A 12868-nucleotide genomic window follows, 5' to 3' on the forward strand; every position below is an offset into this window, starting at 1 on the left:
CTTATCCATTAACGTTCGATTTGCTCATAAACAGAACGGTACGTCTCATCAAGAGGCAGGTCGACCTCGAGTTGGACGAATAAGTCCGACCGCACCTTCGAGCCGGTCATAACACCGCGACCCGGAATCCGCATCCGTTGTCCCGGACGGCTTCCTGGTTTCACTTTCAACTTCACGCGTCCTCCGTCGAGCGTGGCAATGATGACACTCGCTCCGTCTAAAAAGTCGAGCGGACGCAATCGTTTCACTGTCACGATATGCTCTCCTTCACGACGATACGTATCGTCATCCGCAAAATGAAGCTCGACGTATACATCTCCTCGGTTCCCCGATTGTCCGACACGACTTCCTTTTCCTTTTAACCGCAATTTTTGACCTTCATAGGCACCTTGTGGAATCTTGACGTTCACCGTGCCAGTCTGAAGGCGAAGGCTCACTTTTGATTCTTTCGTCAATTGACTGAGCGGGATGTTGACACGAACAGTCTCATCCAAATCTTCCTCGACTGCTTGGTCAAAGAAGCTTCCGAACATATCTTCAAATCCGAAAGTCCGCGAGGTCGTACGTGATCCGCCTCCGAATTGTCGGAATAGATCTTCGAATTGTGACGAGCCTTCCCCGTAAGTCTCTCCACCGCCACCGAATCCTTGTCCGAACGACGGTCCATCCGGGCTACCGTATCGATCATAATTCGCCTTTTTCTCTGGGTCGCTCAATACGTCAAATGCTTCCTGGACCGACTTGAATCGTTCTTGTGCGCCAGGGTCTTTATTGACGTCCGGATGGTACTGTTTCGCCAATTTACGGTATGCACGTTTAATCTCTTGTTCGGTTGCTCCTTTTGAGACACCGAGCTCGTCGTAATAGTTTTTAGCCATATGGATTCACCTCACCTATCCCTTTCCCGTTTCTGTTAACTCTATTCTACTCAATTGGTCAAATAAGGTCAAAGATAATCCTTTCACTTTTCATACGAAAAAAAGAAGAGATTCGTTTCAAAAAACGAACCTCTTCTCGATTAGAAGTATACTTTCGGGCTATCCATGCCGTCCTCAAACACAATCGTCACTTCAGGGTCTCCACCAAGCGACGTCACGTTGATGCGAACCGGCACGTTCCGGCTATATTCCCAGCGGTTTTCGAGCAAGCCGACCACGTGTTGTGTAAATCCGACGAGCTCAGCGCGACTATAGAATTGGATGGGGATATCGATTTCAAGTCGTGACAAGTCACCGTTTTGATAAAAGCCTTTTCCAATCATCCCGCTATAGTCTGGGAAGAGGTCGGCAATCCGGTCACTGAACAGCGTAAATTTCTGAGCGTCCTCACGGACATCATTCGTTGCTGTCGCAGATGGGAAGTAGTAGTACTTCTCATCGATGGCTTTCCAGTCACCGGTTGCGACCTGATCATCCGTTCCGACAAAGGCTGATTTGATATAGTTCCCCGGAGTCGGTGAACCTTGGGTCGACTTCATATAGAGTGCGACGTTTATATCCAAATCTTTAAAATCTTCTCGCTTCCGTAACTGGGCGACAAGTTCGTTCGCCATTCGTTCACCTTCTGCGATTACTTTCTTCTGGTCGAGTTTCACCGTGTAGGTCGGTCCGTAGTTCGGTGCCTGGAAGACATACTCACGATTTAAAATGAGCGCGAACGACACACCGCCAAGCTGATATCCGCTATCCGCTTTCGTCATATAGTTCTGTTCTACGATTGATGCCAAATAAAGAGGTGACTTCTTGTTCGCATCGACAAACTTGTCGTCCTCAACTTCCGCCTTCCCGTCCGCATACGCCGGGTTTAATGGCGTTAATCCTTCGTCACTACCACCTTTACGTCCAAGTAAAGTAGAGACATCTTCCGCATTCAGAAGCTGTCCTTCCTGATAGGCGAATTTGTCTGGGTCAAACGCGTCTGTCGAGTGGCGCATGAGACCGAGTTCGACCTCTTCAAGTTCTAATGACGAGCTCACTTGGCGCTGGGCAAGTCCTCGCGCTGCTGCCGCTTTGAACGGAATGACCATTTGATAATAAGAGTCACGTGCTTCGATCGTTTGTGTGACACCTTCTGCTGCTGTTTCTTCGCCGGTTGGTGTCGCTTCTTCTTCACCCATCGGGATTTTCATTGAACATCCACTTAACAAAAGCGCAGAGGCCATTGTCGGGATGACGAGTTGTTTCCATTTCATCTATGTCTAGCTCCTTTGAACATCGTTTCCTATTTCACTTTGTTCATTATAACAAAATCGTTCCACGAAAAAAGTATCGAAGCGGAATCAGAAGAAATCCCTCCTATCAGACAAGGAGGGATACACAATCGTTATTTGGTAGATGGGTGCTTCCGACGAATCATCAAGAGGAGTCCAGATGCAAACAAGAGGAGTCCAAGCATCGCATGCCACGTTTCGTTCGTCTCTCCTGTCATCGGGAGCACATCTTGCGAATACGTGTCGACTTCATCTTCGAGTTGCACCGGGGGAGCCTCTCGCTCTTTCACGACAACCTTCACAACTGGTGTCTCGATTTTCGCTTCTTTCTCAGGAACGTGTTTCGGTTCGTCCTCTTTGATCGGAACAGGTTGTTTTACTGCAACCGGCACATCGACAGAGCGAGTGACGGTCACCCCTTCGGTCACATAGAGCTTAAATGTTGCCTGTTGAACCAATTCCGCTCCAGCTCGGACGTCATAGGACGGGAGAAGCGGGAGTTCAAATGAAAACGTGACGACTTCTTCCGGTCCAAATCCGTTGAGGAATTGAGGAATCGATTGAACCTGCTTCATGAATCGTTCATTTGCCATCTGTTGTTCCTCATATGTCAAGGCGCCGCTCGGCCATGTGAGTGTCACATCAGACAAGAACAAGGTGACGTTAGAGGTATTCGTCACTGTATAGGTGTATCGGACAGGTTCCCCAGGCTGAATGGTCGTCAACTCGCTCGTTCCTGACACTGTAAAAGCAGGTTGTTGCAAGAGCACGATTTGTTGACTTTCTGCTGTGACGACACGGTCATATTCGTCCACTCCCGTCACACGAAACAGACTGCCGATCTCAGGGTGTGTGTGGATTGAATAATCAGACGGAACGGACAAGATTGCTGTCACTTCCACCCGCTCCCCCGGCAAGAGACCGTCTTCTCCTATTAATTTATGCAAACGATCAAATACGTGTTGATTGAACGATTCGATTGATTGATGATCGATGTCTCCGCTCACATACTCATGAGAAAGTTCTGTCACCGTCATCGGCGTGTCTCCTGTATTCTCTACAATGAACGTATACGATATTTCTCCTCCGACAACGGCCTTGTCGACCCCGGCGATGTTCTGTGCTTCTAAAGCGAGCACCGGCAACATCGGTTCAGTCATCGGTTCTTCCACGACCGGCTCTGGTTCTGTTTCCACTGGGGGTGTTACCTCTTCTGGTTCATCTGGTTCAGTCACAACAGGTGGTTCCTCCACTTCGACGGGATACGCTTCCGTGATGGTATTCGGGATAAACGTGTACGGAACACCTTCAGCATTATAAAGAGTGACCAAGTCAATTAATGAGTCATCGACCGTTTCTGCATCAATCATAAAGCGCCAAATGTCAGCAGATTCACGTACCCCATAATATGTGATGTCTTCGTAAACGAGACTTGCTTCATATAATGTTTCGACTTCTTCGTCCGTTAGGTTCAGTTGAATATATCGGAACGTGGTCGTATCTGCATGTGCGAGATTGGTGGGCATCAGTGTGGATAGAAGCATGAGGATGGTGAATAGCGCAAGGAAGCGTTGGATGTTATGTGTCATGATGTCAATCCCTCCTCTAAGGTGAGCAATAAGCGTACGCATCGATGTTGGCCCGATGACGAATTTCACCACGTAGAGGAATGAGAGGGATGTGTGTGTGAAAGTCATGGTGTCAAAGGGTTCTCCCGCAAAAATATATTAGCATTTTGATTTAGTTACTCTATACCCTCCGAACGCTTGTGCGAACCTGTTCAATCTCATAAAATTTTACAAAACGAACGTGAAAAAAAGACGTTCGCCGAAGCGGAACGTCTTATGCGTGTTCATTTAAAAAATCGAGAAGTTTCGCCTCATCCCAAACTTCGATGCCTAACGATTCGGCTTTCGTCAGTTTTGAACCAGCCTTTTCACCAGCCACGAGTAAGTCTGTATTTTTACTCACACTCCCCGTCACACTTGCACCGAGAAGTTCAAGCTGCTTCCCGGCCTCACCGCGGGTCATCTCATGTAATTTCCCAGTCAATACGACCGTTTTACCAGAGAGCGGTGCCCCTTCCGTTGTTGGTCGTTTCGTTCCTTTGAAGGAAAGATTCACACCCGATTCCGAAAGTTCTTTGACGAGTTCACGTGCTTCCGGTTTTTCGAAGTAAAGGACGATCGACTCGGCCATCTTCGTTCCGATGCCATCGATTGACGTCAACTCTTCCACCGTCGCCTCGATGATGGCTTCCATCGTCTCAAAGCGCTCCGCAATCAAAGAGGCGGCCTTTTGCCCGACAAGACGAATCCCTAGGGCGAAGAGCACGCGTTCGAGCGAATTTTGCTTCGACTGTTCAATCGCCGAAAGCAAGTTCGTCACCGACGTCTCGCCCATACGCTCGAGTCCGAGTAAATCGTCTCGGTTCAGGCGATACAAGTCGGCCACGTTATGGACGAGTCCCGCTTCATGGAGTTGCGTGATCACCTTCTCACCGAGTCCGTCGATGTTCATCGCTTGACGTGAGACGAAATGAATCAGACCTTCGAGCAGTTGGGCCGGACACTCCGGGTTGACACAGCGATGATCAGCCTCACCTTCTAGTCGAATCAATTCAGAACCGCACGCCGGACAATGGGTCGGGAACTCGATTGCCCGTTCTTCCCCGCTACGTTCACTCGCGAGCGCCGAGACGACGGCTGGGATGACATCCCCTGCTTTTTTGATCACGACGCGGTCACCGATATGAAGGTCTTTTTCTTTTATAAAATCTTCATTGTGAAGCGTCGCATACGTCACGGTAGACCCCGCAACAGAAACTGGGGCAAATCGCGCCCGCGGTGTGACTTTTCCGGTGCGACCGACACTGAAGTCGACGTCCTCGATTGTCGTCACGACTTCTTCTGCCGGGAACTTATACGCGACGGCCCAGCGCGGACTTTTCGCTGTAAAGCCGAGTTGTTCTTGTTCTTCGTACCCTGCCACTTTGATGACGATCCCATCGATTTCATACGGGAGTTCGCTGCGCTTCGTCACGGATGTCTCGATGTAGTCCCATAGTTCATCCGCCGTCTTGCACGTCGTATAGTCTCCACTTACAGCGACGCCGAGTCGCTTCAAATAATCGAGTGACTCATCGTGTGAGGCGACGAGATCGTCTTGCGACACCAAACCGTAGGCGAAAAATGCCAAGTTTCTCGATGCGGCAATTTTGGAGTCGAGTTGTCGAAGTGACCCGGCCGCCGCGTTTCTCGGGTTGGCGAACAATGGTTCACCGACTCGCTCCCGTTCGTCATTCAATTGTTCGAATGAACGCTTCGGCATATATGCCTCGCCCCGTACTTCAAACGTCACGTCCTCCTGTAGACGAAGGGGGATGGCACGAATCGTTTTCAAGTTTTGGGTGATGTCTTCACCGGTCGTACCGTCTCCACGTGTCGCGCCACGTACGAGACGACCGTCCTCATATTTCAAAGAGACGGCAAGCCCATCAAATTTCAATTCAGCTACGAAAGTTGGTGTGTAGCCAAGGTCTTTCTCGATACGCTCCACCCACTCCACGAGTTCCTCTTTCGAGAAGACGTTGCCGAGTGAAAGCATCGGTGTGTCATGCGTTACTTTGACGAACGCGTCGAGCGGAGCGCCTCCGACGCGTTGCGTCGGAGAGTCCGGAGTCCGAAGTTCAGGATAGTCTGTTTCGATTTGAATCAACTCGTTCATCAATCGGTCGTACTCTGAGTCTGGTACACTCGGACGGTCAAGTACATAATATTCATATCCATATTGATTTAACGATTTGCGTAGTTCTTCTACACGCTCTGCCATCTCCATGTCTTCACCTCACGCTTTTTCGATTGGGGCAAACTTGGCCAATAGACGCTTGATCCCGACTTCTGGGAATGCGATATCCACTTCGAGTTGGTCGCCTTCTCCACGCGTTTGCACGACCGTGCCTTGTCCCCATTTTTTATGATTCGCTTTGTCGCCGACGTTCCAGCCGACTGTTTCGGCACCAGATGATTGCGCAAGTTTCGGTTTCGGTTTTGAACTGAAGCCGTTCACCGGCAACTTCCCTGGTGACTCGACAGGGTTCCATGGCATCGGCTTTCTCGCCTTACCGGACCGCTCCAACAATGTTTCCGGTAATTCATGCAAGAACCTTGATTCCGGGTTGTTTTGGAAACGACCGTACAACATCCGTGACTGGGCACGCGTCAAATACAGACGCTTCTCGGCACGTGTGATCCCGACGTATGCGAGACGACGTTCTTCTTCCATCTCTTCCTCATCGTTCAATGCACGACTATGCGGGAAGAGACCTTCTTCCATTCCGATCAAGAAGACGACCGGGAACTCGAGCCCTTTGGCCGAGTGCAACGTCATCAATGTGACTTGATGCGACTCGTCGACTTCATCAAGCGAATCGAGATCAGATACGAGCGTCAAATCAGTGAGGAAAGCGACGAGCGTCTGTTCATCACTTTCTTTCTCAAAGTTTTGGGCGACCGACAGGAATTCCTGCAAGTTCTCGAGTCGACTTTCTGCTTCGAGTGTCTTCTCGATTTTGAGCATCTCCTCATACCCTGTCTTCTTCAATACTTCTTCGACGAGTTCTGAAATCGAGAGATAGTCTGCCATTTGTCGCAAATCCATCATCATCTGACGGAAATCTGCAAGTTTCGTCGCCGTACGTGGAGCAATCCCCGACAGTTCGATGTCACGAATCGCATCCATGAGCGAGACGCCCTGCATATCCGCAAAGTCGCCTAATTTATCAATCGTCGCGGCACCGATGCCTCGCTTCGGCTCATTGACGACACGAACGAATGAGATGTCCTCGTCTGGGTTCGCGATCAAGCGCAAGTATGCCAAGACGTCCTTGATTTCTTTTCGCTCATAGAACTTTGTCCCGCCGACCATTTTATACGGGATGTTCGATTTAAGGAGCATTTCCTCGAGACCACGTGACTGGGCGTTCGTCCGGTAAAGGACCGCCATTTGACCGTAGTCCATCCCTTCCATTTTCAGTTCCTTCATCTGGTTCATGATGAAGAATGCCTCGTCACGGTCATCGGATGCGACGTGAAGCAACAGCTTCTCCCCTTCAGCATTTTCAGTCCATAAGTTTTTATCTTTACGGGAAGCGTTGTTTTTGATCACGCCGTTCGCTGCTTCCAAAATTCGCTTCGTCGAGCGATAGTTTTGTTCGAGTAAGATGACGTGGGCGCTCGGATAGTCTTTCTCGAACGTCAAGATATTGGCGATATCAGCACCACGCCAACGATAAATCGACTGATCCGAGTCCCCGACGACACATAAGTTTTCATGCGCCTGCGCAAGAAGTTTGACGAGCGTGTACTGGGCACGGTTCGTATCTTGATACTCATCGACGTGAATGTATTTGAATTTCTTTTGATAAAATGCCAACACATCCGGTGCTTCTTGGAATAAGTGGATTGTCTTCATGATCAAATCATCGAAGTCGAGCACGTTATTTTGTTTCAATTTTTTCTCGTATGCCGTGTAGACATCAGAGATGATTCGTTCATATGGATTGTTGCCGACAAGGGCTGCTGCGTCCTTTGCCGTCCGCAATTCGTTCTTATGGTTCGAGATCATCCCGAGAAGTGTACGCGGTTCATACTTTTTCGGGTCGAGATTCAACTCTTTCAACACTTGTTTGATGGCTGTCAATTGGTCCGAGGCATCTAAAATCGAAAAGCTCCGGTCGTATCGGATACGATCGATATCGCGTCGTAAAATACGGACACACATCGAGTGGAACGTGGAAATCCAAATGTCTTCGGCGACCCCACCGACGAGGCGCGCAATCCGGTCTTTCATCTCCCGTGCCGCCTTATTCGTGAATGTGATCGCTAAAATGTTCCACGGTGCCACTTGCTTCGCCGCCATCAAATAGGCAACGCGGTGCGTCAAAACACGCGTTTTACCAGACCCCGCACCCGCCATGATCAACAGAGGACCATCCGTATGTTTGACCGCTTCTGCTTGTTCCGGGTTCATACCTTTGACTAATTCTTCGCTAAGATTATACATAATCGTTTCCTTCCTTATTCCAAACGTTTGTTCTTATTTTATCGGAGTGCTTGCACAGTCGCAAGTGCCCCTGCTAAGTCTTCATAAATGATATTGCCGACGACAACCGTATCGGCGTACGCTCCCATCAACCGAGCCGACTCTGCCCCATCGATGCCCCCCCCATAAAAGAGGTGTGCGTCTGGTAGCGCCAATCGAATTTCTTTCACGACATCGACATTGCCGAGTCGTCCACTATATTCAATATAGAGGGAAGGGAGACGGAACAAATGATGCCCGACCTCGGCATACGCCACGGCTTGTTCTAACGATAAGTCGCATGTTGACTCCGTCACGTGCGCCACTTTTGCGTCTGGATTTAAGACGAGGTAGCCTTGTGCCGTGATATGACGGGAATCAAAGAAGTGTCCGTAACGCTCGAATGCGCGTGCATGATGTCCCACAATCCATTCCGGCGTTCCGGCGTTCAGCACGGTCGGTACAAAATAGTGATTGAATCCATCGATGACCTGGCTCGGTTGACTGATTTCAAGCGCGACCGGTAACCTGGCATCTCGGACTCTCGCGAAAAGCGCAAATGTATTTTCTGCATCAACACCGTCCGTCCCGCCTATGAGAAAGGCATCAGTGCCGGAGTGGATAAGCGCCTGGAGCGCATCCTCGTCGAGATGTTTATTCGGATCTAGTTTAAATACGTGCCGCCATGACTGAAATTTCAATTCTTCCCCTCCCATCGAATCCTTCTCTAGTGTATCGATTTTTTACGTGACGTGCATCTCTCCAATAAAAAAGACTTGCCGAAGCAAGTCACGAACGTGCCGTACGATTCCGTTCCCGTTCCGTCAACCATTTCGCAACAAGCAGTGCGAATAGCGCATATACTGGGACAAACCAGAGCGGATTCGCTAAAAAGAATCCGAGCACTGGAATATCAAGTAATGGCGAGTCTGGCGAACAGAGTGCTGTCCCATTGACGACCGCGATGAACGGCAAGACAGGAACGATAAAGACGTATCCAAAATTAATCCAAAAGGCTTTCATATGACAATCTCCTTATCCTAAGATGATTGATTCTTTCGGATAGTTATACATCCGCTTCGGTTGTCTCCGTTGCAAGATGAGAATGAAGGCAATGACCCCGATTCGACCGATGAACATGAGAATCGTCAGCACCCATTTTCCGACGTTACTGAACTCGGAAGAGAGACCGACAGATAGTCCAGTCGTCCCGAACGCGGAACAGGCCTCAAATAAGATTCGTGTCAATGAGGCATCTTCGAAGTAAGCCATGACCATGACTCCGGATAATAAGACGGCAAGCGACACCGTAATGATGACGAACGCTTTCCAAATATCCTCGAGGACAATCTCACGCCCGAAAATCTTGATCGATGAGTCTCCACGAATGAACGCGACGACACCAAGAACGGCCACGGCAAACGTCGTCGTCCGAATCCCCCCACCGACAGACGATGGAGAGGCCCCGATAAACATGAGGATTGATAAGAGTAACATGCTCGCTTCCGAGAACAAGTTGACATCGACTGTCGATAGTCCACCGTTACGTGTCGTCACAGACTGGAATAACGAGTCCGAAAGAGACAGCCAGAGCGGCAAATCTTTGAAGGCATTGTTGTATTCAAAGATGAATAAGCCGACTGTTCCGACAGCAATCAAAATAAAGAATGTCGAGACCGTCAACTTCGTGAACAAAGAGAATCGACTCGGGAACGTATGACGCTTCCGTGTGATGCGACTCACCAAGTAGGTCCGAATCTCCACAAGAACCGGGAATCCGATGGCACCACCGGTCATGAGCGCGATTTGCGTGAAGATGACAAATGGATCTTCTCGGAATGGCGCGAGCGAGCTTCCGGTAATATCAAAACCGGCGTTCGTCGTCGCACTGACCGACCCGAACAAGCCTTGTAAGAAGGCTTCTCCGGCGGTATCAAAATAATTTAAGTAATGGACACCGAGTAAGACGGCACCGACCGCCTCGATGGCGATAACGGTGATGACGATTTCCGTGATGTATTTAACAATCCCTGACATCGACGTCTGGTTTTGGTCACGTAAAATCAGTTGGCGTTCCCGAAACCCAATCCGCTTTCCAAGCAAAATCCACATGATCACATGCAAACTGATCAACCCGACACCGCTCACCTGAACGATAAACAAGATGATAAACAAACCAAACGTTGAAAATGTATCAGTGACCACAATCGGTGTGAGGCCGGTGACACTGACACAGCTCACCGCAAAGAAGACGAGGTCCGTAAACGTAATCGTCACACCCGGTTTGTGGGCGATCGGTAAGGCGAGGAGCAACACGGATAAAACGGCTGCCGCACTATAGATCAACACGAGTGTTTGGACTGGTGTTAAATTTCGAAAGAACAATTGTAAGTTCCGCTTCATGAATTTTTGTTGCATCTCGCCCCTCCCCTCCATCAAAAACAAGATGACTCTTACGAGTCACCTTTTGTTTGTTGTAGACGTTCAAGAGCGAGATCATATCCGCCTGTCCCATAGTTCAAGCAACGTTTCACACGAGAAATCGTAGCCGTTGAGGCACCTGTTGCGTCCTCAATTTTATGATACGTATTGCCTTCACGTATTTGACGTGCCACTTCTAGTCGTTGTGCAAGTGCTTGAATTTCATTAACAGTCGCTAAATCTTCGAATAATTGATAACAGTCTTCGAGTGTATCGAGCTTCAAAATTGCCTCAAACAATTGATCAAGCTCTCGACCTCGTAATTTATCGAGTTGCATCCGCAAGCATCCTCTCTACTCATACTTCTTTATCATTCTAAAGCAGGGGCGGCTCGGACTCAACTATTCATCGCAAAATCGCAGGAAATAGTACTTGTTTTTTCATCACTTCATAAATTCCGAGTGGAGTCGCCCGAACGTACGGCAAGTGTGTGGATGCTAAAAACAGTAACGTGTAAATCGGATCTTCGAACTGATACCCTCGTGCCACAAGTTCGTTACGCAGTTGTTTCTCTTGACCGATGAGCGTCTCAAGCGGCTCTGTCGACGTCATGCCACAGAGCGGTAATGGGATTTCAGCAACGATTTCTCCTCTGTCGACAAGGACGATGCCTCCTCCGAGTTCATTCATCCGCTCGAACGCTAGTAACATATCCTGTTTACATTTTCCTAAAATCAAATAGTCCCCACTGATCGAATACGAACTGACGAGACCACCAAAATCTTTCGCAAATCCTTTCAGTACCGTGTTTAGTCGCCATTTCCCTTCCTTATCAAGCAACATCAAAAACGACTCGTCCTCATCGCGTGGCAATTCGTCCTGCCCTGTATCGTGCTTGATTTTAAACAGTTTCATGATGACCGAGTTGACCATGTCGAGACCGACGGGCATGCTGAATGACAAGTCTTGTGGTGTCAATTCAATCGAGACGTCAGTCGACGGCATCTTATCGAGTACCGCTTCCACCAATTCGTTCGGGAACAAGGACACACCATCTCGGTAAATCCATTGTCCTTTCGCGATGACAGCCGACGGGCGAGGTTCTTCGATTGAGTCAAGAATATTCAAGTGTGCGATGCGTCCTGGTGCAATCGAACCGAGAATATGATCGAGATCGAAATGACGCGCCACGTTGTGCGACACGATGCGATACGCTTCGATTGCCGGTAACTCTTCTTCTATTAAGATGCGAACGAGAGCGTCCTGCATCCCGTCTTCATAAAAGCCGGGAGTCGAACCGTCCGTTGTCACCATGAGATGATCGAACGCGGTTAATCCGTTCGTAAGCAGATCACGAATCATCCCTGGTAAGTCTGGTCGAATCGAGGAATGACGAAGCGTCGTCGTGTAGCCTAATTCGAGTCGGTTGAGCGCCTCTTCCGCTGTCATCGCCTCATGGTCGCTGTGTACACCCATCAACGCCATTTTAGTCAATGTCTTTGGTGAGGCACCTGGAAAGTGCCCTTCGACCGGTAGACCGCACGTCTCTGCGTCAAGCATCCACTGGAGCATCTCATCATCGCCTTTAAGAGCGCGCGGCCATGCTGTCAGTTCACCGGCCATCACGACGTCCGGATGATTGAACCATTCATGAATTCGTTCTGAATCGACGGCGACACTCTCTCGGTCGAGCTCGGTCTGCGTGTCGAGTCGTGCCCACCAATATGTGCTCGTTGGCAACTGTTGAATCGCTTCAAGCTGCGCAAACGCTTGCTCTTTTTCTTGTAAAAAAAGGAGCATGTTGTCATTGACGAGCGTCGTCGTTCCGCGCTCTCCTGCATACTTAGACAACGTCGCCGGATTGTACAATTGAAATGGGTGAGCGTGTGGTTCGATATAACCAGGCACAATATATTTCCCTGACACATCAACCGTTTCGACCGCCGATTCTGGTAGATCTGGACCGACATAGACAATTCGGTCTCCCTCAATCCAAATGTTCGCTGTTTTCCATTGTTTCACATATACGTTCAAATACGTCGCGTTCTGTAAAACGAGCGAAGGTGGTCGTACTCGATCTACGACTTCAAGTTGCGAGCGAATCATCACTTTCGACCACGGTGCCCGCGCCGTTCTTTTTGTTGGCATCGAACCCAA

General features: G+C 49.2%; 10 protein-coding genes. All 10 read right to left on the reverse strand.

Going from position 1 to position 12868, the window contains the following annotated elements; translation table 11 throughout:
- Positions 1-8: 8 nt before the first annotated feature.
- The 10 genes from ON063_RS04930 to ON063_RS04975 all read right to left on the reverse strand — a co-directional run bounded on the left by ON063_RS04930 (position 9) and on the right by ON063_RS04975 (position 12859).
- Positions 9-878 (reverse strand): DnaJ C-terminal domain-containing protein, encoded by an 870-nt coding sequence (locus tag ON063_RS04930; RefSeq protein WP_214696751.1) that lies wholly within the window; start codon positions 876-878, stop codon positions 9-11.
- A gap of 140 nt (positions 879-1018) precedes the next feature.
- Complete coding sequence (locus ON063_RS04935) at positions 1019-2191, reverse strand: CamS family sex pheromone protein (RefSeq protein WP_214696743.1); 1173 nt, start codon at positions 2189-2191, stop codon at positions 1019-1021.
- A gap of 131 nt (positions 2192-2322) precedes the next feature.
- Entirely contained in the window at positions 2323-3798 is a 1476-nt protein-coding gene (locus tag ON063_RS04940) for an LPXTG cell wall anchor domain-containing protein (RefSeq protein ID WP_274664425.1), read from the reverse strand.
- Positions 3799-4051: 253 nt separating this feature from the next.
- Positions 4052-6046: an NAD-dependent DNA ligase LigA gene (ligA, locus tag ON063_RS04945; RefSeq protein ID WP_274664426.1), complete on the reverse strand. Its 1995-nt coding sequence runs from the start codon at positions 6044-6046 to the stop codon at positions 4052-4054.
- A gap of 9 nt (positions 6047-6055) precedes the next feature.
- Positions 6056-8272 (reverse strand): DNA helicase PcrA, encoded by a 2217-nt coding sequence (pcrA, locus tag ON063_RS04950; RefSeq protein WP_214747472.1) that lies wholly within the window; start codon positions 8270-8272, stop codon positions 6056-6058.
- A gap of 38 nt (positions 8273-8310) precedes the next feature.
- Positions 8311-8991, reverse strand: a complete 681-nt coding sequence (locus ON063_RS04955; protein WP_274664427.1) for a heptaprenylglyceryl phosphate synthase — start codon at positions 8989-8991, stop codon at positions 8311-8313.
- Positions 8992-9079: 88 nt separating this feature from the next.
- Positions 9080-9313, reverse strand: coding sequence for a hypothetical protein (locus ON063_RS04960; RefSeq protein WP_214696733.1), 234 nt, complete (start codon positions 9311-9313; stop codon positions 9080-9082).
- 12 nt (positions 9314-9325) lie between these two features.
- The gene (locus tag ON063_RS04965; RefSeq protein ID WP_214696732.1) at positions 9326-10708 is read right to left on the reverse strand and encodes a TrkH family potassium uptake protein; all 1383 of its coding nucleotides are present in this window, start codon (positions 10706-10708) and stop codon (positions 9326-9328) included.
- Positions 10709-10743: 35 nt separating this feature from the next.
- A complete protein-coding gene (locus tag ON063_RS04970) occupies positions 10744-11049 on the reverse strand; it encodes a YerC/YecD family TrpR-related protein (protein WP_026826878.1) in 306 nt (101 codons plus the stop codon).
- A 67-nt stretch (positions 11050-11116) separates the two neighbouring features.
- Positions 11117-12859, reverse strand: a complete 1743-nt coding sequence (locus tag ON063_RS04975; protein ID WP_274664428.1) for an adenine deaminase C-terminal domain-containing protein — start codon at positions 12857-12859, stop codon at positions 11117-11119.
- Between the last annotated feature and the right edge of the window lie 9 nt (positions 12860-12868).

The organism is Exiguobacterium sp. B2(2022) (assembly GCF_028823655.1).
Taxonomy (GTDB): Bacteria; Bacillota; Bacilli; order Exiguobacteriales; family Exiguobacteriaceae; genus Exiguobacterium; species Exiguobacterium aestuarii_A.

What these genes read in the sequence shown, in the direction of transcription:
- ON063_RS04930 (WP_214696751.1), bottom strand. Translation starts at nt 878, where the DNA reads ATGGCTAAAAACTATTACGACGAGCTCGGTGTCTCAAAAGGAGCAACC.
- ON063_RS04935 (WP_214696743.1), bottom strand. Translation starts at nt 2,191, where the DNA reads ATGAAATGGAAACAACTCGTCATCCCGACAATGGCCTCTGCGCTTTTG.
- ON063_RS04940 (WP_274664425.1), bottom strand. Translation starts at nt 3,798, where the DNA reads ATGACACATAACATCCAACGCTTCCTTGCGCTATTCACCATCCTCATG.
- ligA (WP_274664426.1), bottom strand. Translation starts at nt 6,046, where the DNA reads ATGGAGATGGCAGAGCGTGTAGAAGAACTACGCAAATCGTTAAATCAA.
- pcrA (WP_214747472.1), bottom strand. Translation starts at nt 8,272, where the DNA reads ATGTATAATCTTAGCGAAGAATTAGTCAAAGGTATGAACCCGGAACAA.
- ON063_RS04960 (WP_214696733.1), bottom strand. Translation starts at nt 9,313, where the DNA reads ATGAAAGCCTTTTGGATTAATTTTGGATACGTCTTTATCGTTCCTGTC.
- ON063_RS04965 (WP_214696732.1), bottom strand. Translation starts at nt 10,708, where the DNA reads ATGCAACAAAAATTCATGAAGCGGAACTTACAATTGTTCTTTCGAAAT.
- ON063_RS04970 (WP_026826878.1), bottom strand. Translation starts at nt 11,049, where the DNA reads ATGCAACTCGATAAATTACGAGGTCGAGAGCTTGATCAATTGTTTGAG.
- ON063_RS04975 (WP_274664428.1), bottom strand. Translation starts at nt 12,859, where the DNA reads ATGCCAACAAAAAGAACGGCGCGGGCACCGTGGTCGAAAGTGATGATT.